This window comes from Nocardioides xinjiangensis (assembly GCF_017916455.1).
GTDB lineage: Bacteria > Actinomycetota > Actinomycetes > Propionibacteriales > Nocardioidaceae > Nocardioides > Nocardioides xinjiangensis.
This window is the reverse complement of sequence record NZ_JAFMSY010000005.1, coordinates 226,873-247,738: the sequence shown is the minus strand read 5'-3', so window position 1 is coordinate 247,738 and position 20,866 is coordinate 226,873. Positions and strand designations below refer to the sequence as shown.

Below are 20,866 nucleotides of genomic sequence, written 5' to 3'. Positions count from 1 at the left end.
AGCCGGTCCGCATACCCCGCCGCCACCACGTCCAGGTCGCGGGAGACCCGCGCCGCCTCCCGCGCCAGCCGCACCGGCACCCCCAGCCCCCGGGTCAGCGCCCACAGCCGCGGCAGCCGGTGCGCCAGGTCGAGCACGTCACCCACCAGCGCCAACGCCGCCTCGTGCGACACCCCCAGCACCGCCGCCAGCTCCACCACGGCGAACTCCGCGACCAGCGGTGTGCCCGCCCCCGCGACCGGCAAGGCCCGCTCCCCGAACAACGCCGCAGCGCTCCCCACCGCCGGGACCGTGCCCGAGCGCCACCCGGCCACCACGTCGTCATCAGTGCCGGCCGGCACCACGTGGGCGTGCGCCCACGCCAACGCCGCCTCCAGCACCTCCACCTCGGCGCGCCGCCGCGCCTCGACCGCAGCGACCGCACGATCCAGCACCGCACGGCTCGAGGGCCGATCAACAGCAGCCGGGGTGGTGGTGGACATGCGTCCAGTCTCCCAGACCCCACCGACATCCTGGCCTGCCCGAACACATCTGTGGAGAACTCTTTTCGAACAGCAGCACGTGTCTGTCAGCGTGTTCGGTCCGTGCGCGGCACGCCGGGCGTCGTGGCCGCGACGGGTACCCACACCCTCCCTCACTGAACCGGCGGGTGACGGCGACGGCAGGCACTGCCGCGACGCGCGCCTACTCGGCCACCGGACGCTCGTCCCCCAGCGAGGCCAACCACGCCTCGAGCTCGCGCGGACGACGGAACAGCAGCACCTCGGGCCCGTCCGCCGAGGCCGCCCACGCCCGCATCCGGGTGCGCTTGCGCGCGAAGGACTGGAAGTGCCACCGGATGATGGATCGCCGGCCGAGCATGTTGCGCCAGGACTCGACGTTGCCGTTGCAGCGTGGCTCGCGGGTGACGGCGCCCGTGACGGTTCGGCGGACCAACCTGCCCAGCGAGAGCCAGCGGGGGTAATCGAGGCCGACCACCAGCTGCACCCGCGGTAGCACGACGTCCACCCACGCGCCGTACGCCGAGTCGAGCACCCACCGCTCCCCTGCCACGATCTCGGTGAACACCTCGCGCTGCACCGGTTGCTCGACCGGCACCCAGCCCGGCAGCCAGGTCAGCTCGTCGACGAGGGTCACCGGCAGACCGGTGCGGGCACCGATGGCGAGCGCCGCGGTGCTCTTGCCGCTCCCCGTCACGCCGTAGACGAGGATCCGGTCGGGCACGTCAGCCGCCGAGCGGCCGGCCGGCGAGGGACAGCAGCCGCTCGTACTGCTCGGGGTCCGTCGTGTTCACTCCGAGGTCGTGGCCGACCTTGCCGAGGCCGTGGTGGTCGCTGCTCCCCGTCACGACGAGGTCGAGGTCCGTGGCGATGGACCGCAGGCGCGCGCGGAACGCAGGGCTGTGGTCCTGGTGGTCCACCTCGATCCCGGCGAGCCCGAGCTCCTTCAACGAGGCGAGGGCGGCCTCGTCGAGCACGCTGCCGCCGCTGCGGCCCCACGGATGGGCGATGACGGCGACGCCCCCGGCGGCGGCGAGGATCGGGATCATCTCCTCCAGCGGCACCGCGTAGCGGTCGACGTAGCCGGGGCGGCCCGGGTTCAGCAGCACGTGGAACGCCTCGGTGCGGTCGGCGACGATCCCCATGCGCACCAGCGCGTCGGCGACGTGCGGGCGACCGGCCGCGACGGAGCCACCCGCCTCCCGGCGTACGTCGTCCTCGGTGATCGCGATGCCGCGTGCCTGCAGCGCGGCCACCATCGCGGGCGTGCGTGCGGTGCGGCCCGCGAGGATGCGGTCGAGGACGGCGACGAGCGGAGGGTACGCCGGATCCGGCAGGTAGCCGAGGAGGTGGACCCCCCGGTGGCGGAACGTCGTGCTGATCTCGAGGCCCGGGACGAGCGTGATGCCGGCCTCGTCCGCCGCCCGCTGCGCCTCGGCCCACCCGGACATGGCGTCGTGGTCGGTGAGCGCGACGACGTCGAGCCCGGCGGCAGCCGCCTCGCGCACCAGGTCGCCCGGGGTGTCGGTGCCGTCGCTGGCGGAGGAGTGCGTGTGGAGGTCGATGCGCACGTCAGCTGTTCCACCGCAGCAGCGCCGGGTGCTCGCGCTCGTAGCCGAGGACCGAGATCGTCGAGGTGTCGAGCTTGAAGAACCGGCCCTCCTCGGCGGGCTGCTCCAGCCACCGCGCCGTCAGCACCCGCAGCGAGTGGCCATGGGCGAACACCAGCGTCCGGTCGTGCTTGCGCGCCCGGGCCACCACGCGGTCGAGCCGTGCGGACACCTGCTCGGCCGTCTCGCCACCGGGCGACGGGTGGCTCCACACCGTCCAGCCGGGCACCTGCTCGCGGATCTCGGCCGTCGTGACGCCCTCGTAGTCGCCGTAGGCCCACTCGACGAGGTCCTCGTCGAGCTGCGCGTCGGCGAAGCCGGCGAGCTCGGCGGTACGTCGGGCGCGCTGGCGCGGGCTGGTCAGGACGAGGTCGAACGCCACCTCGGCCAGCCGCGGCGCGAGCGAGGTGGCGGCCTGCTCACCGGCCTCGGTCAGCGGCAGGTCGGTGGTCGAGGTGTGCCGTCCGTCGCGGCTCCACTCCGTCTCGCCGTGACGGACGATCCAGAGCTCGGGACCAGAGGAGTCGGGGCCGCCGGAGGACATGCCGCGAGTCTGCCACGCACGACCGGCCGGCCCGCCACGCCGCTCACCATGACGTCCCTCACGCGGCCCGCCGTCACGGGTGGGACGTGTCGACCGACAGCGTCAGACGCCGCCCCCGCCGGACTTGCGGCGGTGCATCGGCTTGGCGACGTTGCGGTCGCCGACCTCCGAGCCGTGGGCCTTCTCGCGCGCCGCTGCGCTGTCGTCGGGATGGTGGTGGCCCTTCTTGCGATCGAGGGCCTCGCGCATCTTCGCCTTGAGGTCGGCGTTGGCGTCCTTGTCGGCCATGGGCTCCTCCTTGGTGAGGGTCGGAGCCACCACCCTGCCAAAGCGGTCGGGCCGGGTCGAGGGGATTACCCGCGCGGCCATGGCTTGCGCAGCACGTCGACGCGGTCGGCCAGGCCGCCCGTCATCCGGTGCACCTCCCAGCGAGACGCCCCCAGCATCGCGTCGTACGCCGCGTCGCCGAGCTCGGACCGGTAGCGGTCGGGCTCGCGCAGCAGACGGGCCAGGCGGAGGAGCGCACGACCCGCGACGCCGTCCTGCTCCTGCGACCACTCGGCCCACTCGCTCGCGAGGTCGAACGTCTCGACCACCTCGAGGCCCGAGTCGGCGATCGCCGCGTCGAGGACGCCCGGGTCGGCCGACGACGGCACCACGCCCCTCACCTCGAGCAGCCGCTCCGCGTCCTCGGGGGCGAGGAGGTCGGTGACCACCGGCTGGTACGCCACGACGTGGCCGCCCGGTCTCAGCACGCGGGCGAACTCCGCGTAGGCCTGGTCGGGGCGCTCGACGTGGGTCATCACGTCGCGGCACCAGACGAGGTCCACCGATGAGTCGGGGACCGGGACGTCCGTGGCCGCGGCGCGCTCGAACGACAGGCGCGAGGCGATGTCGGGGACCAGGTCGCGCCGCGCGGCCCGGGCGGCGTCCAGGTGGCGCTGGACCGGGTCGATCCCGAGCACCCGGAGGCCGAAGTGCATGGCCAGGCGCACGGCGTACGTGCCCACCCCGCACCCGACGTCCACGGCACGGCTGTCGGGAGGAAGGTCGAGCTCACGGACCACCTGGAGCAGCAGCGACGGGTCACGGGGGCCGAGGCTCTCGTCGAGCCGGGCCTCGAACGCCGCCTGCACGCGGGGGGACACGTCGTAGGAGAGTTCGCGATCCCAGGCCACGGGAGGAGTCTGCCGCCCCGGCGTGGGCGCCGGCGATAGGGTCGCCGCATGGCCCGACGCGTGTTCCTCCACGTCGGCACCGCGAAGTCGGGCACGACGTACCTGCACGACCTGTGGTGGCAGCACCACGAGACCCTGCGCCACCGAGGGCTGCTGCTGCCGGGCGCGGTCATGCGCGAGCACTTCCTCGCCGCAGCGGTCGTCAAGGGCATGGACGCCCTCGTCGGCAGGCTCTCGACGGAGGAGCGGGGCGCGTGGCAGCGGATGCTCGAGCAGGCGGGCAAGTGGCACGACGACGTGCTCATCAGCCACGAGCACTTCTCCGACTCCCCACCCGAGGCGGCCCGGCGCGCGCTGGCCGAGGTGTCGGGTGCGGCCGACGAGGTCCACCTCGTGCTCACCGTGCGCGACCTCGCGCGGGTCCTGCCCTCGGCGTGGCAGCAACGCGTCAAGCAGGGCGCCCGCCAGCCCTACGGCGCGTTCCTCGACGCCGTCCGCGACGGCGCCGCGGACCGGAAGTTCTGGCGCTACCAGGACGTCCCCGCGATCCTCGACCGCTGGACGGTCGGACTGCCCCCCGAGCGCGTCCACGTCGTGACGGTGCCGCCCCCGGGCGCCCCGCGCGACGAGCTCTGGCGACGAGCCGCCCACGTGCTCGACGTCGACGTCGACGACCTCTCGACCGACCCGCGACTGCCCAACGACTCGCTCGGCATCGTCGAGGCCGAGCTGCTGCGCCGGGTCAACGCGCGGATCCCCCGCCAGCGCCGGACGCTCGAGCTCACCCGCTACGCCAAGGGTCGCTTCGCCCGCGACGTGCTGGCCGGCAGCGCCCGGCCGGAGCCGTTCGTGCTCCCCGGCGAGCACGCCGCCTGGGTGCGCGCACGCGCCGACGGGATCGTGGCCGACCTGCGCAGGCGCTCCTACGACGTGGTCGGCGACCTCGACGACCTGCTGCCCGCCGCCCCCCGGGAGGGACGGACGCCGGACGAGGTGGACGACGACGAGGTGCGCTCGGCCGCCACCGCCGTCCTGGCGCGGCTCGACAGGCCCGCGCCGGACTCGCTCGACGACGCGCTCGACGCCATCGCGGCCGACCTAGAGACGCGCACGTCGCCGCGCCGGCCCCCGGCGGTGACCCGCGCCGACCCGGCGCAGGAGTCCGCCCCGCGGTCCGCCGTGCGGCGCGCCGTCCGACGACTGACCGGGCGGAGCTGACGGGCGGAGCCGACCGGCGGGCCTCAGCGGGGCACGAGCGCCCAGTAGTCGAGGTCGAGCAGCACCCCGTCGACGTACGCCCCCTCCTCGCGCAGCGTCATGGACTCGTCGCGGCCCCGCGTCGCCACCAGCCGGAGCCGCAGCGCACCGACCCCCGGCGCGTCGAGAGCGGCCGCGTCGAGGACCTCCGACCACGCGTGGACGGTGTCGCCGGCGAACGCCGGGGCGACGTGGGCGCCGGCGTTGATGGCGGCAACCAGCTGCGCGTTCGCGAGCCCGTTGAAGGACAGCGCCCGGGCGAGGGAGATGACGTGGCCGCCGTAGACGAGCCGGCGGCCGTCGGGGCGGGCCCCGGTGTCGAAGTGCACCTTGGCGGTGTTCTGCCACAGCCGGGTGGCCATCATGTGCTCGGCGTCGGTGAGCGTCACGCCGTCGACGTGGTCGATCCGCTCCCCCACCTCGTAGTCGCCCAGGCGGTGCGGCGCGCCGGCGGCCGCGACGTCGTACGCCGTGAAGTCGAGGCCGGACGGCACGACGAGGTCCTCGGCCGCGACGACCGGCGCGAGCTCGGGCACGACCGTCTCCGGCGCCGGCGAGTCCGCGGAGCGCTTGTGCACCATGACCCAGCGGGCCCAGTCGACGACGACCTCGCCGCGCTGGTTGGTCGCGGTGGACCGCACCCAGACCACGCCGGTCCTGCCGTTGGAGTTCTGCTTGAGCCCGATGACCTCCGACCGGGTGCGGAGGGTGTCGCCGGGGACCACCGGCACGTGGAAGCGGCACTCGGCGTAGCCGAGGTTGGCGACCGCGTTCAGCGACACGTCCGGGACGGTCTTGCCGAACGCGACGTGGAAGCCCACTAGCTCCTCGACCGGGTGCGGCGCGAGACCGACCGACGCGGCGAACTCAGCCGACGACCCGACCGCGAACCGGGTGGGGTAGAGCGCGCCGTAGAGCGCGCGGTCCCCCTCTGTCACGGTGCGCGGGGTGGCGTGGTCGATGACCTGCCCGACGGCGAAGTCCTCGAAGAAGTTGCCGGCGTTCGTCTTGGCAGCACTCATGGCGCTCATCGTGCCGCAGCCAGGCCCTCCGGAGCGGTCCGCCCCAGGTGGGATCCGTCACCTGTCGTAGGGCCGGCGGCGCAGAATCTCTCCCGCCGGGGTCGTGCTGAGGTGGCCCGACTCGTCGAGCTCGTTGCCGACGTGGATGGCGATCTCGGCCGGCTCCGCTCCGCGCCGGGTCAGCAGCGCGTGCGTGAAGCGCCCGCGCTCCACCCCCAGGGCGCGCCTGGCGATGGCGATGTTGTCGACCAGCCGGTGTGCGTCGACGGCGCCGACGTCGACGCGCAGGCGGGCCGGGTCGGCCTCGACCGCGTCCGCGTCCTGGCTCCACACACCGTCCCAGGTCCAGCGCTCGGACAGCGCCCGGTCGCCCGCCACTGGAACCTGGACGGTGACGCGCCGGGGGAAGAACGCGACGGCGTAGGCCTCCCGCGTGCCGAACTGCTCCTCGTAGGCGGCGACGAGCTCACGCAGGTGACGCGGCGTCATCGAGAAGCCGGGCGCGTGCTCGACCGCCTCGACCTGCTGCCACGGCACGCCCGCGTGGTCCGTGCCCCACTCGACGGCCGGGTCCGTGCCCCACTCCCGCTGGGCGTCGTGCATCGAGGAGACGGCGCCGACGAACACGAGCCCGGCGACCACCGACACGGCGACCCCGATGAGCTTGCCGGCACCGCTGTCGCCGGACGCCGGTGGGCGCGGACGGGCCGCAGCCGGGGCGCGAGCCGGCCGGACGAGGAGGGGGTCGGGTCGGTTCTGCAGGTCGCGGGTCAGCGCGTCGAGCTCTGCGAGCGTCTCGGCGGTCAGCGCGCGGGCGACCCGCAGGTCGCGGTCCTCCGAGCCGAGCTGACCGTCGACGAAAGCGGTCTCGATGACCTCGACGTACCGGTCCCGGTCCGCGTCCCTCGCCCGGAAGCCGCTCATGGCCCGCGAGTCTAGGGCGACCTGTCACCTGTCGTAGGGGAAGCGCGCCACGACCCGGTCGCCGGCCAGGGTCGTGCGCAGGTAGCCGCCCTCGCCGAACGTGTTGCCCACGTGGATGTTCAGCGTCGGGCCCACCTCGTCGTGGCGCCACAGGACCGCGTGGCTGAACGTCCCGCGCTGGACGCCGAGGGTGCGCTCGGCGGTGCGGACGTTGGCGACCAGGCGGTCCGGCCCGATGCGGCCCAGGTCGACGACGCCGGTGTGGCTCGGGCGGATCGCCTGCGCCTCGGACGTGCGCTCCCAGCTGCCGTCCCACGTCCAGGCCTCGAAGCGCGGGCGCGATCCCCGCACCGGGACGTCGGCGCCGACCCGGTCGGGGTAGAAGGCCACGTCCCAGGCGTCGAGCGTCCCGAACTGCTGCTCGTAGGCCCGGAGGAAGCGGCGCACCCCTGCTGCGGTCATCTCGAACTCGGCAGGATCCCCTGCCACGGCGGGGTCCGGCACCGGGACCGCCTCACCGCTGACCTCGACCGCCGGCTGCCCTCCCGTGTCGTCGGTGGTGGACAGCACCGCCAGGCCAACCGCTCCCGCGGCGACGACCACGACGGCGGCGCCGAGCGCCGCCAGCACGGCGACCGGGCGTCGGGGCCGGACGGGCCCCGACGGGGCCGGGGCGCGGACCGGCTCGGCGGGCCCCGGGGGCGGCTGCAGGTCGCGCGTGAGCGTCTCGAGCTCGTCGAGCGTCTCTGCCGACAGCGCGCGCGAGGTGCGCAGCTCGCGGTCGGCGTCGCCGATCTGGCCGTCGGCGTACGCCGCCTCGATGACCTCGACGCAGCGGTCGCGGTCCGCGTCCCGGGCGCGGAATCCCCTCATGCGGGGAGTGTAGGCCCGCTCAGCCCTCCGACTGCTTGCTGAAGGCGGCGTCGAACGACTGCGCCGGCGGGTCGAAGTCGAGCCCGCGCAGGCGTGCCAGCGCCTCGGGGGCGCCACGCAGCCGGTCCATCCCGGCGTCCTCCCACTCGACCGAGATGGGGCCGTCGTAGCCGATCGCGGTGAGTGTGCGGAAGCAGTCCTCCCACGGGATGTCGCCGTGCCCGGTGGACACGAAGGTCCAGCCGCGCCGCGGGTCGTCCCAGGGCAGGTGCGAGGACAGGATGCCGTTGCGGCCGCCGCCCATCCGCATCCGGGTGTCCTTGCAGTCCACGTGGTAGATCCGGTCCGCGAAGTCGGTGATGAACGCGACGGGGTCGATGCCCTGCCACATCATGTGGCTGGGGTCCCAGTTGATGCCGAACGCCGGCCGGTTGTCCACCGCGTCGAGCGCCCTGCGGGTCGTCCAGTAGTCGTAGGCGATCTCGGAGGGGTGCACCTCGTGCGCGAAGCGCACGCCGCACTCGTCGAAGACGTCGAGGATCGGGTTCCAGCGGTCGGCGAAGTCCTGGTAGCCCGCCTCGATCCGCTCGGCGGGCACCGGCGGGAACATCGCGACGTACTGCCAGATGGAGGAGCCGGTGAAGCCCACGACCGTCTTGACGCCGAGCTTCTGCGCGAGGCGGGCGGTCAGCTTCATCTCCTCGGCGGCCCGCTGCCGCACGCCCTCCGGGTCGCCGTCGCCCCACACGCGCTCGCGGACGATCGCCTGGTGCCGGAAGTCGATCGGGTCGTCGCAGATGGCCTGGCCGGTGAGGTGGTTGGAGATCGCGTGCAGCTGGAGGCCGTGCTTCTCCAGGATGCCGAGCCGCTCCGCGACGTAGTCGTCGTCCTCCCAGCGCCACGCGTCGAGGTGCTCGCCGGAGACGGCGACCTCGAGCCCGTCGTAGCCCCACTCGGCGGCGAGCCGGGCGACCTCCTCCAGCGGCAGGTCGACCCACTGGCCGGTGAACAGGGTGAACGGTCGACCCATCAGATGTGCTCCAGTCCCTCGTCGACGCGCGTGCAGCTGCCACCCCGCGTCGCGCTGGTCTCGATCGCGGCGAGCACCCGCTGGACCGCCAGCCCGTCCTCGAACGACGGTGTCGGCTCCTGCCCCGCGGCGAGGGCCGCGAGGAAGTCGGCCGCCTGGTTGGTGAAGGTGGCGTCCCACCCGAGCACGTGCCCCGGCGGCCACCAGCCGTCGATGTACGGGTCGCCCGGGTCGGTGACGAGCTGCCGGCAGAAGGTGCCGGAGCCGTCGAGGCTCACGTCGAGGTGGTTGAGCGACTCGAGGTCGAAGCGCAGCGCGCCCGTGCTGCCGTAGACCTCGATGCCCAGCGCGTTCTTGCGGCCGGTCGCCATGCGGGTCACCTCGAGGCTGACGATGGCGCCGCCGGACGTGCGCATCGTGCTCCAGGCGGCGTCGTCGACCGTGACGTCCTCGAGCCCGGAGGCGCCGGTGCGCCGCGGGACGAACGTCTGGGTGAGCGCGTTGACCTCGGTCACCTCCTGGCCGAGCAGGAAGCGGACCTGGTCGATGGCGTGCGAGGCGAGGTCGCCCAGCGCACCGGAGCCGGCGAGCTCGCGGCGCAGCCGCCACGTCATCGGCGCCTCCGCGTCGGCCAGCCAGTCCTGGAGGTAGGCGATGCGGACCTGGCGCACGTCGCCGAGGCGGCCCTCGGCGATGTGCCGCCGGGCCAGCGCGAGCGCCGGCACCCGGCGGTAGTTGAAGCCCACCATCGAGTGGACGCCGCGCTCGCGGGCGGCGCGCGCGGTGGCGACCATCTTCTCGGCCTCGGCCAGGGTGTTGGCGAGCGGCTTCTCCGCGACCACGTGCTTGCCCGCCTCGAGAGCCGCGATCGCCACCTCGGCGTGCAGGTGCCCCGGCACGCAGACGTCGACGATGTCGATGTCGTCGCGCTCGAGGACCGCGCGCCAGTCGGTGGCTGACTCCGCCCAGCCGAACTGGCCGGCGGCAGCGGCGACGGCGTCCTCGTCACGCCCGACCAGCACCTGCCGGCGTACGCCGGGTGCGCCGGGGTGGAGGGCGGCGACGTTGCGCCACGCGTGGGAGTGCGCCTTGCCCATGAAGGCGTATCCGATGACGGCGACTCCCGGGGACCCGGCGGCGCCCGAGGCGCTGGGTGTGCTGGTCACGTGCTTCTCCTGACTTGCGGTGAGGGTCGCTCAGGCGAGGGACCGGAGGAAGGTCAAGCCGTCTCGGGCGAGCTCGTCCTGGGTGGGTGCCAGCGGCCGCCAGATGGAGGCGGCCGTGGCGATGGATGCGTTGTCCGCGGTGAAGCTCTCGATGACCAGGGGGCCGTCGTAGCCGACCTCGTCGAGGGCGGCCACGAGCTGCCGCCAGTCGGTCTGGTCGCCGCCGGGGGCGCCGCGGTCGCTGCCGCAGACCTGGACGTGCGCCAGGTGTGCGCCCGCGGCGCGGATCGCGTCGGCGCTGGAGCGCTCCTCGATGTTGAGGTGGTAGCTGTCGAGGGCCAGGCCGAGCCCCTCGCCGAGCAGCGGCTCGAGCGCGGTGAGGGCCTGGTCCACGGTGTTGATGAGCGACGTCTCGTAGCGGTTGAGCGGCTCGACGCCGAGGCGCACCCCCTGCGCCGCCGCGTGGTCGACGACGGGGGCGAGGTTCGCCCGCAGGTCGTCGTACGCCGCCGCGCGCTGGTCGGCGTCCATCCGCCACACCCGACCGGTCGAGGCGTAGAAGGGGCCGCACACGGAGCGTGCGCCGATGCCGGCGGCGAAGTCGGTGCAGGCCCGGAGGTAGTCCTGGGTGTCCGCGACGCACGAGGCGTCCACGAGGTCGCGGCCCGGCGCCATCGCACCGACGACGCACGGCGTCAGGCCGGTCTCGGCGAGCGCGTCGGCGACGACCGGGACGCTCAGGTCACCGGCGTTCTCGAGCGGGATCTCGACGGCGTCGAAGCCCATGTCGGCGATCCGCCGCAGCACGTCGGCCACGTCCGCGTCGGTCAGCGGCGAGGTCCAGACCCACGTGTTGACGCCGATCTCTCGCATGCGGGGGCCGTCCTTCCGGTGACGGGTCGAGGTGGTGGAGCTGACGGGGTGGGGATGCAGGTGCTGCCGGTGGGCCGGGTCTCGGGACCCGGCCCACCGACGCGTCTCAGGTGCTGCTGGTGGAGCTGGTGCCGCTGCTGGTGATCAGACCCGTCAGGGGATCTGACGCTCCTGCCACACCTCGGGGTAGCCGGGGAGGTTCTCGCCACCGAACTTGGCGTAGTGGCCGTCGGGCATGCCGTCGTTGGCCTCGAGGTAGTCGGCACGCTCGTCCTCGGTGATCGGCGTCTGCGGCAGGACCCACTCCTTCGGGACCTCCTCGCCGGCGAAGATCTTCTGCAGCGCGAGGAGCGGGGTGCGCCACTGGAAGTTCGAGTAGACGGGCGCGAGGCCGGTCAGGCCGGTCTCCTCCCACTTGCGCAGGAAGCTCATCTCGTCCTCACCGGTCATGACCGGGTAGTCCGCACCGAAGTCCTCGAATGCCTCGATCGCGGCGACGGCGCCGTCACCGGCGTCCATCCACACGCCCTGGACCTCGCCCTTGCCGAGCTCGTCGGTGATGATCTTCTTGATCTCGGTCGGGTCGGCGCCGGTGAAGTAGTCGACCGCCTCGATGCCGTTCTCCTCGAAGAGCTTCTCGGCCGCGGCCCAGCGCTGCTCGAGCACGTCGACGCCGGGCAGGATGCGCAGCGCGACGACCTTGTCACCCTCCTCCAGGTTGTCGATGAGGAACTCGGCGGTGTCGATGCCCCACGCGAAGCCACCGATCGGGTGGATGAAGGTGGTGGCGCAGTCGGTCTGCACGCCGCGGTCGAAGACCACGACGGGCTTGCCGGTCTCGCAGGCGCGCTCGACCGCGTCGGTCATGGCGGCCGTGGAGTTCGGCGAGATGATGAAGGCGTCGCAGTTGCCCTCGGAGATGAAGTAGTCGATGTCGGCGATCTGGGTGTTGTCGTCGTCACCGGCGTCGCGGGTCTCCATCTCGGAGATGACGCCCTGGTCCTGCAGGTCCTTGAGCTGCTGGTTCATGGTGATCCAGCCGGTCTGGCGCCACGGGTTCGAGATCGAGGCGTTGGCGAAGCACGCCTTCATCGGACCGTTGGCCTTGTACTCCGCGGTGTCGGTCATCTCACCGTCGATGTACTGCAGGTACGGCTCCTCGGGGTCGCCCTCGAAGGTGGCCGAGCGCTGCTCGAACTGGGTGTCGTACAGCTCCTGGTCGAACCATTCCTGCTCCTCGGCCGGGCTCTCCGAGGCGTCCGGGGACTCCGAGGTCTCCGAGCTCTCGTCGGTCCCCGTCGTGGAGCCCGTCGGGTCCTCGGTGCTGCAGGAGGTGGCGAACACCCCGAGCAGCAGGGCCGAGGCCACGGCCATCGGCGCGCGGTGGATCTTGTGGCGCATCAATTATCTCCTGTTTCAGTGCCCGGTCGGGCAGGGGTGGATGGTGGTGCAGGTGGAGCTGGCCGAGAAGACGGACGCCGACCGAGCGACCAGGCGCGGGCCGCGACGGCGACGGCGAGGATGATGATGAGTCCCTGGACGGAGTTCCTCCAGGTGGACTCGACCTCCTGGAAGTTCAGGAACGAGAAGAGCAGCTCGAGGGCGAGGGCACCCGCTGCGGCGGACAGCACCCAGCCGCGGCCTCCGCCGAGGACGACGCCGCCGAGGACGACGGCGGTGATCGCCTGGAACTCGTAGCCCGCGCCGACCGACGGGTGGACACCGGCGTAGCCCACCAGCAGGATGCCGGCAACCGTGGCGGACAGCGAGGACAGGATGAACGCCCGCGTCTTGATCCACCACACGTGCGCCCCGGCCAGGGTGGCGGCGTCAGGGTTGTCGCCCGCGGCGATCAGGGTGCGGCCGAACGGCGAGCGCATCAGCCACACGGAGCCGGCGGCGACGGCCACCAGGATGATCACCGAGTACGGCAGCACCTCGAGGACCGGGACGTCCTGGATGCCCCCGCGGCCGATCTCGCGGAAGGTGTCGACGGGGTTGCCGGTCGCCGCGCCGCCGGTGAGGAAGCGCACCAGTCCGCCGAGCGCGAGCATCGTGCCGAGCGTGACGATGAAGCTGGGCACCTTGAGCAACGTCGTGCCCAGGCCGTTGACCAGGCCCACGACCACGCCGATGAGGAGCATCAGCCCGATGGCGGGGAGCACGCGGCTCTCGTCCTCGCCGATGTAGTTGCCCGCGATGACCACCTGCGTGGCGATGACCGCGCCCATCGACAGGTCGAACTCGCCGGAGACGATGACGTAGTACTGCCCCATGGCGGCGATGACGATCGGCGCGGTGCGGCCGATGAAGCGGATGAGCTGCGGCGGCTCGCCGAAGCTGGGGTTCACCGCCACGACCGCGACGAAGAGGACCGCCAGGAGGATGAACACCGCCCCGCCGGGGGTCACGGCGCCGCGGACCACGCGCTGGAGGAAGGAGCCCTCCGTCAGCGGGAGGGGGCGGGTCGTGGGGCTGGAGGTCGCGGTGCTCATGCGCCCTCTCCCTTCTGGGTCGAGCCGGCGATCGCGCCGGGCAGGACGGGTCGGGTGCCGCCGAAGCGGGGTGGGCGGCGGACCACGCTGCGGCGGGCGTAGACCGCGACCGCGAGCACGATGACCAGGCCCCGGACGAAGTCCTTGAGGAACGGGTTGACCTGCATGACGCCCATGACGTTGTCGAGCACCGCGAAGATCGCGACACCGCCCATCGTGCCGATCACGCTGCCCTTGCCGCCGGCGAGCAGGGTGCCGCCGAGGACCACGGCCGCGATGGACAGCAGGTCGTAGCGGCCCTGCGAGCCGATCGTCGGCGAGCCGACGCCGGTGCGCGAGAGCAGGAGCAGACCGGCGATCGCGACCAGCACCGAGCACATGACGTGTGCCGAGATCACCGGCAGCGCGGTGCGCACGCCGGACATGCGGGCGACGTCGCGGTTGCCGCCGATGGCGTACAGGTGGTGGCCCAGCCGCGTGTAGCGCAGCACGAGGGTGACCAGTGCCGCGGCGACGAGCAGGAGCAGGAACGCCGTGGGGATGATCGAGGCGATGCCGCTGCGGCCCATGAGGCGCAGGTCAGGGGCGGCGGCGCCGTGGCTGCCCTGGTAGTTGGTGGCGAGGTAGCCGCTGACGATCAGTCCGACGCCGAGGCTGGCGATGAACCCGTGGACGTCGAAGACGCTCACCAGCACGCCCATCGCCAGGCCGATCACCGCCGCGACGACCAGGGTGTTGAAGACGGCGGCGGGCACGTTGGCGTCCAGGCCCTTCATCCCGCCGGCGGCGATCAGGGTCGACAGGCTCACGACGTAGGGCACCGACAGGTCGAGGCTGCCGACGAGGATGACCAGCGTCTGCCCGATCGCGATCAGGCCCAGCACGCTCATCGCGGTGAGGATCGCCCAGATGTTGCCCTGGCTGAAGAAGTTGCGGCCCTCGATGCCGGTCAGCACCACCGAGACCACCACGACGCCCACCAGCACGAGGTAGATCAGGGCGGTGGAGTCCAGGCGCCGGGCGCCCTTGGGCCGCGCCGCGCGGCGGCGGCGGGCGGACTCCTTCGGCTCGGTGGCCCCGGGACCGTCCGGGGTGCTCGGGGTGCGCGGGGACTCGGGGGTCCCCGGGGTACGGGCAGCGGTGGCGCTCATGCCGCCTCCTCCTCGTTCGTCGCTCCGGTGGCCATCGCCAGCACGGCCTCCTCGCTCGCGCCCGCCGGCAGCTCGCCGGCGAGCGTGCCGTCCTTCATCACGAGGATCCGGTCGGACATGCCGATGACCTCGGGGAGCTCGCTGGAGACCATCAGCACGGCGACGCCCTTGCGGGTCAGCTCGCGCATCAGCTCGTAGACGCGGTGCTTGGCGCCCACGTCGATGCCGCGGGTGGGCTCGTCCATCAGCACGACGAGCGGGTCGATGCTCAGCCAGCGGGCCAGGACGACCTTCTGCTGGTTGCCGCCGGAGAGGAACTGCACCTCCTGCCCGAGGCTGTGTGCCGAGACCTCGAGCCCGGAGAGCACGCCGGGCATCTCCCGGCGGGCGACGGACGTGCGCCGCGGGAAGACCGAGCGCACGACGCCCAGGGCGTTGTCGAGGATCGACTGGTTGAGGGCGAGGCCCTTGGCCTTGCGGTCCTCGGTGATGAACGCGAGGCGGGAGCGTACGCCCTGGCGGGGGCTGCTGACCTTGAGCGGGGCGCCGTCGAGGGTGATGCTCCCCCGCGCGACGGGGTGCACGCCGAACACCGTCTCGAGGAGCTCGGTGCGACCCGAGCCCTGGAGCCCGGCGATGCCGACGATCTCACCGGCGCGGACCTCGAGGGAGACGTCGTCGACGTAGCCGTTGCCGACACCGGACAGCGCGAGCCGCACGTCGCCGACGACCACGTCGGCCGGCTTCTCCGGGAAGTACGTCGTCAGCGGTCGCCCGACCATCAGCCGCACGAGCTCGGCCTCGCTGAGCTCGCCCGCGGGGCGGGTGGCGACGTGCTGGCCGTCCTTGAGGATCGTGATCGTCTGGCAGAGGTCGAAGATCTCCTTGAGCCGGTGGGAGACGTAGACGATCGCGACGCCGCGGTCGGTGAGCCGGCGGATGATGGAGTAGAGCAGCTCGACCTCGTGGTCGGCGAGCGCCGCGGTGGGCTCGTCCATCTGGATCACCTTGGCGTCGAAGCTGACGGCCTTGGCGATCTCGACGATCTGCTGCTCGGCGACGGAGAGGCTGCGGACCAGGGTGCCGGCCTTGAGCCCGGAGACCCCGAGGCCGTCGAGCAGCTCCTCGGTGTCGCGGCGCATCCGGGCGGTGTCGACGGGACCGGCCTTGCCGAAGCGCCGCGGCTCGCGGCCCAGCCAGATGTTCTCGGCGATGGTGCGCTCGAGCAGGAGGTTGAACTCCTGGAACACCGTCGACACGCCGGCGCGCTGCGCCTGGACGGGGTGGCTGAAGGAGACCTGCTCGCCGCCGACGACGATCGTCCCGCTGTCGGGGGTGTAGACGCCGGCGAGCATCTTCATCAGGGTGGACTTGCCGGCGCCGTTCTCGCCGACCAGGCCGTGCACCTGACCCGGCTCGAGGGTCAGGTCGAGGCCGGAGAGGACGGTGTTGCCGAAGAAGCTCTTGGTCATCCCGGTCGCGACGAGGGCAGGAGTGCTCACAGGCACACTGTGGCATGCGTCACCGGCTTTTGTCGAGCACCTGCCAAAAGTCTCAGGTCTAGCGTGCAAAGTCGTGCATGTGCTTGACTCCAACTGTGCGCACCGGTGAGCTTTTCGATCTCCTCCGTGACGGAAGGCCCTGGACCCGCGCCCAGCTGGCCGAGGCGACAGGGCTGGCCCGGTCGACGATCACGGCCCGGATCGACACCCTGATGCGCCTGGGCCTGGTGGCGCCGTTCGGCGGTGCGCGGTCCACCGGCGGGCGGCCCCCGGCCCTGTTCGCGCTCAACCCGACGGCCAAGGTGGTCGTCGGCGTCGACGTCGGCGCCACCCACGCCAGCGCCGCACTGACCGACCTCAACGGCTCGATCCTCGGCGAGGTCGAGACGCGCATCTCGGTGGCCGACGGCCCGGAGGCGGTGCTCAACTGGGTCGTGGAGTCCGTCCGCGACCTCGTCGCCGCCAACGACCGCCCGATCGAGGACCTCGCCGCCATCGGCATCGGCCTCCCCGGCCCGGTGGAGTACTCGACCGGCCGGCCGATCAACCCGCCGATCATGCCGGGGTGGGACCGCTTCGACGTGCCCGGCTACCTCCAGGGCAGCTACCCCGTCCCGGTGCTCGTCGACAACGACGTCAACATCATGGCGCTGGGCGAGCGGCGCCGGCACCTGCGCGACGTCGACGACCTGGTGCTCATCAAGGTCGCCACCGGCATCGGCGCCGGCATCGTGACCGGCGGCATCCTGCAGCGCGGCGCCCAGGGCACGGCCGGCGACCTCGGCCACGTCCGCGTGCCCGGTGCCGACGTCGTGCCGTGCCGCTGCGGCAACTTCGGCTGCCTCGAGGCCGTCGCGGCCGGGCCGGCGCTCGCCGCCGCCGTGCGGGCCCAGGGCGAGCACGCCGAGACCGGCGGCGACGTGGTGGAGCTGGTGCGCTCCGGGAGCCAGGTCGCGATGGCCGTCGTCCGGCAGGCCGGCCGCGACATCGGCGAGGTCGTCGCCACGATGGTCAACCTCATCAACCCGTCGGTCGTCGTGATCGGCGGCCAGGTGGCCGGCGCCGGGGAGCACCTGCTCGCCGGCATCCGGGAGTCCGTCTACCAGCGCTCCCTGCCGCTCGCCACGGAGCACCTGCGCATCGTCACCTCGCGCGCGGGCCGCGAGGCCGCCGTGCTCGGGGCGTCGGCGCTCGCGATCGAGCACGTCCTCTCCCCCGACGTGGTGGAGGCGGCCAGCGAGGCGCTCGCGGCCGCGGACGCCGCCGCGGAGGTCGCGGCCGCGAACTGATCGGCCCGAGGCGCCGGACCGGCGGCGCTCAGCGCAGCTCGTACTCGCTGAGCAGGCTCCGGCCGATGATCATCTTCTGGATGTCGGAGGTGCCCTCGCCGATGAGCATGAACTTCACCTCGCGCATGAGGCGCTCGATCTCGTACTCCTTGGAGTAGCCGTAGCCGCCGTGGATGCGGAAGGAGTCCTCCACGACCTCGTTGGCGTACTCGCTGGCGACCATCTTCGCCATGCCGGCCTCGACGTCCATGCGCTGGCCGGTGTCCTTGAGGCGGGCGGCCTTCACCATCATCGTGTGGGCGACCTCGACCTTGGTCGCCATCTCCGCGAGGCGGAACAGCACGGCCTGGTGCTGGGCGATGGGCTTGCCGAAGGTCCTGCGCTGCTGGGCGTAGGCGATCCCGAGCTCGAAGCCCCGCCAGGCCAGGCCGCAGGCGCGGGCGGCGACGTTGACGCGGCCGACCTCGACGCCGTCCATCATCTGCGCGAAGCCCCGGCCGGGCTCACCGCCGAGGACCTGGTCCGCGGCGATCCGGTGGTCCTCGAGGATGAGCTCGGTCGTCTCGACGCCCTTGTAGCCCATCTTCTCGATCTTGCCCGGCACCGTGACGCCCTGGGCGGTCTCGCCGAAGCCGGCCTCCTTCTCCACCAGGAAGGTCGTCATGTTCTTGTAGACCGAGTCGGCACCCTCGTCGGTCTTGGTGAGCACCGCGACGAGGGTGGAGGTGGCGCCGTTGGTGAGCCACATCTTCTGCCCGGTGATGGAGTACTCGAGGGCGGTCCCGTCGTCGTCCGCCTTCGACACGGTGGCCTTGGTGGACACCGCCGAGACGTCGGAGCCCAGGCCGGGCTCCGACATCGAGAACGCTCCGCGGACCTCGCCGGTCGCCATCCGCGGGAGGTACTTCTCCTTCTGCGCCTGCGTGCCGTGCCGGACGAGCATGTAGGCCACGATGAAGTGGGTGTTGATCACGCCGGACACGCTCATCCAGCCGCGCGCGATCTCCTCGACCACCAGCGCGTACGTCAGCAGCGACTCGCCGAGCCCGCCGAACTCCTCGGGGATGGTCAGGCCGAAGACGCCGAGCTCCTTGAGGCCGTCGATGATCTCCTGCGGGTACTCGTCGGCGTGCTCGAGCTCCTGCGCGACCGGGATGATCCGCTCGTCCACGAACTGCCGCACCGCCTTGAGGATCTCGGACTGGTCCTCGGTGAGGCCGTCGGTCTGGCAGAGGCGGGGCATGTGGTGGCTCCTGTGCTCTCGCGGCTGGATCGCTCGGAGTCTAGTTAACGGGCGTTCACCGTCGGCAGGGTCGCCGGGAGAGACAGTCGTCACACGGACCCGCCCTCGTCGCAGCGTGAGAGACTGGAGCGCATGCGAACCACCCGTGCGATCGGACCGGCCCTCGGCGTCTCCCTCGTCCTGCTCGCCGGTGCGTGCGGCGACGACCCGAGCAACGCCTCCGACACGGCGGCCGACGCCTCGTCCGACACCTCCGGCGACGCCTCGCCGAGCCAGTCGCCGACCTCGACGCCGGTGGACCCGGTCGACTTCGGCGAGGAGCCGGCGGTCCGGAAGCCCTACAAGCGCGCCGCGCTGCGCGCCGTCGACGACGAGCTGGTCACCATGGTGCCCACGATGCTGCCCGAGGGCTGGACCACGGTCGGCGGCGGCTACCGGGCCGACCCGCAGTGGTGGCGGATGGAGTTCACCGCGCCGGCCGGCGACGTGGTGCTCGACCAGCTTCCCGGCTCGAGCGACGACGTCCTCGCCGACCGGCCCGGACTCACGCCGGGCGACGACGTGGACCTCTCCGACTGGGGCACGGGCCGGTGGTCGGCGTGGGACCACGACGGCGCGACGGTGCTCGCCTACGACCTCGAGACGAGCACCGTGGTGCTCCAGGGCCCCGACCTCGAGACCGTGCGAGGCCTCGCCGAGTCCCTCCTGCCGGCCGAGGACGCCGGCGAGCAGGAGGGCTGACGCCGGTCAGTCGCCGGTCAGTCGTTCTCCCAGGTGGGTCCGGCACCCCTGAGCCGGTCGGGCTCGACCGTGACCATGGGGCCGACGCCCACCCGGCGGCCGTTGACCATCCGCCACGACGAGTACGTCGTGGTGTAGGCGTCGCGGCTGAAGGGCTTCTTCCACATCAGGTTGAAGTTGGCCATGTAGTCGCGGACGACCCCGCGGCCGTGGATGCTGAACAGGATCTCGTCCTGCGGCGTGCCGAGGCTCGACCAGTTCGTCGAGCCCGTCCACACGATGTGCGAGTCGACGTTGCCCTTGTAGGAGCCGCGCAGCACGAAGTACTTGTGGTGCGTGTAGCGCTCGATGTTCTCGGGCATGTTGTCGATCTCGGGGTCACCGGTCGGGACGTCGTCGCGGAGGTTGAAGCCGGTCGAGCGCAGCGGCACGCGGCCCCTCGGCGTCGGCGCTCCGATGTGCTTCTTGGTGTAGAAGCCCATCAGCCCGTAGTTGACCCGAAGGTTGCAGCCCTGCGCGTAGAGGGAGCGCAGCCTGTCGGCGATGTAGTTGCCCCGGTTGCCGCGCATGGTGTGCATCGAGAGCGCCAGCTGGGTGCGCCTCTGCACCCCCGCCGCGTCGGTGTAGACGCACTGGACGTTGTTGAGGATGTCGAGCACGACGTCCTTCTTGGGCGTCGTGTGCCGCGGGAAGACGATGTTGTAGTACTTCTGCTGGTCACCTGCGGGGCAGTCCCGGCCGTTCTCGCAGAACGCGTAGGACGCACGGCGCTTGTCCCAGTCGGGCCGCATGTCGTTGAACAGGGAGACGAACTGGTCGTAGAGCGTCTTCTTGCCGACCGTCGTCCAGAGGTCGTTCCACTGCCAGCGAACCGCGTTGAGCGTCATGTTGTAGGAGCCGAGCATCACGACGTTGCGGTTCCGGCCGGTGCGGCTGAACAGGTAGAACTTGCTGTGCAGGTTGTTGTACTCGTTCTTGTCGGCACGGCAGCCCGACACGCAGCGGCGCAGGAAGCTGGACTTCTTGGTCTTGTTGCCCAGGACGCGCTGGATCCGGACCTGGGCGTTGGGCACCAGGTGGTCGTTGAGCAGCACCTTCACCTTGACGCCGCGCCGCTTGGCGCGGATCAGCTCGTCGGCGAACACCTGCCGGTCGAGGGAGTACGCGGAGATGGTGATCTTCTCGCCCTTGGGCGTGTTGCGGATCGCCCGGAGGACGTGGCGCTCGATGACGAAGCGGTCCTTGGGGATCATCGGGTTGTTGAACTTCGGGCCCGTGGGCACCTTCCACCGCTTGTTGGGCTTGCCGGGGCGCGCCAGCGTGGTGGGGGCGGCCGGGGCCGACGCGGCGACGCCGCGCGCGACGGTCGCCGGTGCAGGCGGGGCGGCGGCCGAGGCCGGGACCAGCAGCGCGGTCAGCAAGCCGCAGGCGGCGGACAGGGCGATGAACGTGGAACGCAACACAAACT

At 72.2% G+C, this 20,866-nt stretch carries 20 protein-coding genes and 1 pseudogene; 3 read left to right on the top strand and 18 right to left on the bottom strand.

The genetic code is table 11. The features are described from left to right. The 6 genes and pseudogenes from J3P38_RS17460 to J3P38_RS17435 all read right to left on the bottom strand — a co-directional run. Positions 1-482 (bottom strand): annotated as a pseudogene (locus J3P38_RS17460) (hypothetical protein); the annotation flags it as partial. A gap of 202 nt (positions 483-684) precedes the next feature. Continuing rightward, a complete protein-coding gene (locus tag J3P38_RS17455; RefSeq protein WP_210504578.1) occupies positions 685-1,224 on the bottom strand; it encodes a P-loop NTPase family protein in 540 nt (179 codons plus the stop codon). Between the two features lies 1 nt (position 1,225). After that, entirely contained in the window at positions 1,226-2,071 is an 846-nt protein-coding gene (locus J3P38_RS17450) for a PHP domain-containing protein (protein WP_210504576.1), read from the bottom strand. Between the two features lies 1 nt (position 2,072). Continuing rightward, positions 2,073-2,654: a histidine phosphatase family protein gene (locus J3P38_RS17445; protein ID WP_210504575.1), complete on the bottom strand. Its 582-nt coding sequence runs from the start codon at positions 2,652-2,654 to the stop codon at positions 2,073-2,075. Between the two features lie 102 nt (positions 2,655-2,756). After that, positions 2,757-2,942 carry a DUF5302 domain-containing protein gene (locus J3P38_RS17440; protein ID WP_210440284.1) on the bottom strand — a complete coding sequence of 62 codons (186 nt, stop codon included), beginning with the start codon at positions 2,940-2,942 and terminating at the stop codon, positions 2,757-2,759. A gap of 65 nt (positions 2,943-3,007) precedes the next feature. Then, the gene (locus tag J3P38_RS17435) at positions 3,008-3,832 is read right to left on the bottom strand and encodes a class I SAM-dependent methyltransferase (RefSeq protein ID WP_210504573.1); all 825 of its coding nucleotides are present in this window, start codon (positions 3,830-3,832) and stop codon (positions 3,008-3,010) included. Between the two features lie 48 nt (positions 3,833-3,880). On the opposite strand from J3P38_RS17435, the gene J3P38_RS17430 reads away from it, so the two are divergent. Next, the gene (locus J3P38_RS17430) at positions 3,881-5,050 is read left to right on the top strand and encodes a hypothetical protein (RefSeq protein ID WP_210504572.1); all 1,170 of its coding nucleotides are present in this window, start codon (positions 3,881-3,883) and stop codon (positions 5,048-5,050) included. Positions 5,051-5,073: 23 nt separating this feature from the next. Here J3P38_RS17430 and J3P38_RS17425 read toward each other — a convergent pair whose 3' ends face one another. From J3P38_RS17425 to J3P38_RS17380, 10 genes are all read right to left on the bottom strand, one after another. Further along, complete coding sequence (locus tag J3P38_RS17425; protein ID WP_246856407.1) at positions 5,074-6,111, bottom strand: MaoC family dehydratase; 1,038 nt, start codon at positions 6,109-6,111, stop codon at positions 5,074-5,076. A 57-nt stretch (positions 6,112-6,168) separates the two neighbouring features. Further along, a complete protein-coding gene (locus J3P38_RS17420; protein WP_210504568.1) occupies positions 6,169-7,035 on the bottom strand; it encodes a DUF1707 SHOCT-like domain-containing protein in 867 nt (288 codons plus the stop codon). Positions 7,036-7,059: 24 nt separating this feature from the next. Then, the gene (locus J3P38_RS17415) at positions 7,060-7,908 is read right to left on the bottom strand and encodes a DUF1707 SHOCT-like domain-containing protein (RefSeq protein ID WP_210504567.1); all 849 of its coding nucleotides are present in this window, start codon (positions 7,906-7,908) and stop codon (positions 7,060-7,062) included. Positions 7,909-7,927: 19 nt separating this feature from the next. Further along, positions 7,928-8,938 carry a sugar phosphate isomerase/epimerase family protein gene (locus J3P38_RS17410; protein ID WP_210440280.1) on the bottom strand — a complete coding sequence of 337 codons (1,011 nt, stop codon included), beginning with the start codon at positions 8,936-8,938 and terminating at the stop codon, positions 7,928-7,930. Continuing rightward, positions 8,938-10,104 (bottom strand): Gfo/Idh/MocA family protein, encoded by a 1,167-nt coding sequence (locus J3P38_RS18500; RefSeq protein WP_307807983.1) that lies wholly within the window; start codon positions 10,102-10,104, stop codon positions 8,938-8,940. The genes J3P38_RS17410 and J3P38_RS18500 overlap by 1 nt, the downstream gene beginning before the upstream one ends. A 30-nt stretch (positions 10,105-10,134) precedes the next feature. Then, positions 10,135-10,977 carry a sugar phosphate isomerase/epimerase family protein gene (locus J3P38_RS17400; RefSeq protein ID WP_210504565.1) on the bottom strand — a complete coding sequence of 281 codons (843 nt, stop codon included), beginning with the start codon at positions 10,975-10,977 and terminating at the stop codon, positions 10,135-10,137. Between the two features lie 153 nt (positions 10,978-11,130). Continuing rightward, complete coding sequence (locus J3P38_RS17395; RefSeq protein ID WP_210504563.1) at positions 11,131-12,378, bottom strand: substrate-binding domain-containing protein; 1,248 nt, start codon at positions 12,376-12,378, stop codon at positions 11,131-11,133. Further along, positions 12,378-13,472 (bottom strand): ABC transporter permease, encoded by a 1,095-nt coding sequence (locus J3P38_RS17390; RefSeq protein ID WP_210440277.1) that lies wholly within the window; start codon positions 13,470-13,472, stop codon positions 12,378-12,380. The genes J3P38_RS17395 and J3P38_RS17390 overlap by 1 nt, the downstream gene beginning before the upstream one ends. Further along, positions 13,469-14,623 carry an ABC transporter permease gene (locus J3P38_RS17385; RefSeq protein ID WP_210504561.1) on the bottom strand — a complete coding sequence of 385 codons (1,155 nt, stop codon included), beginning with the start codon at positions 14,621-14,623 and terminating at the stop codon, positions 13,469-13,471. The genes J3P38_RS17390 and J3P38_RS17385 overlap by 4 nt, the downstream gene beginning before the upstream one ends. Then, on the bottom strand, positions 14,620-16,125 hold the full coding sequence (locus tag J3P38_RS17380) for a sugar ABC transporter ATP-binding protein (RefSeq protein ID WP_210504559.1): 1,506 nt from the start codon (positions 16,123-16,125) through the stop codon (positions 14,620-14,622). Before J3P38_RS17380 ends, J3P38_RS17385 begins: the two co-directional genes overlap by 4 nt. Before the next feature lie 95 nt (positions 16,126-16,220). Between J3P38_RS17380 and J3P38_RS17375 the strand changes: the two genes are divergently transcribed. Further along, positions 16,221-17,414: an ROK family transcriptional regulator gene (locus J3P38_RS17375; protein ID WP_307807982.1), complete on the top strand. Its 1,194-nt coding sequence runs from the start codon at positions 16,221-16,223 to the stop codon at positions 17,412-17,414. A gap of 28 nt (positions 17,415-17,442) precedes the next feature. Here the strand turns inward: J3P38_RS17375 and J3P38_RS17370 are convergent, their stop codons facing one another. After that, complete coding sequence (locus J3P38_RS17370; RefSeq protein ID WP_210440273.1) at positions 17,443-18,657, bottom strand: acyl-CoA dehydrogenase family protein; 1,215 nt, start codon at positions 18,655-18,657, stop codon at positions 17,443-17,445. A gap of 132 nt (positions 18,658-18,789) precedes the next feature. Here J3P38_RS17370 and J3P38_RS17365 point away from each other — a divergent pair, with 132 nt between their 5' ends. Next, positions 18,790-19,398, top strand: coding sequence for a hypothetical protein (locus J3P38_RS17365; RefSeq protein ID WP_210504555.1), 609 nt, complete (start codon positions 18,790-18,792; stop codon positions 19,396-19,398). Between the two features lie 17 nt (positions 19,399-19,415). On the opposite strand, the gene J3P38_RS17360 is transcribed toward J3P38_RS17365, so the two are convergent. After that, positions 19,416-20,858 carry a phospholipase D-like domain-containing protein gene (locus J3P38_RS17360; RefSeq protein ID WP_210504554.1) on the bottom strand — a complete coding sequence of 481 codons (1,443 nt, stop codon included), beginning with the start codon at positions 20,856-20,858 and terminating at the stop codon, positions 19,416-19,418. Between the last annotated feature and the right edge of the window lie 8 nt (positions 20,859-20,866).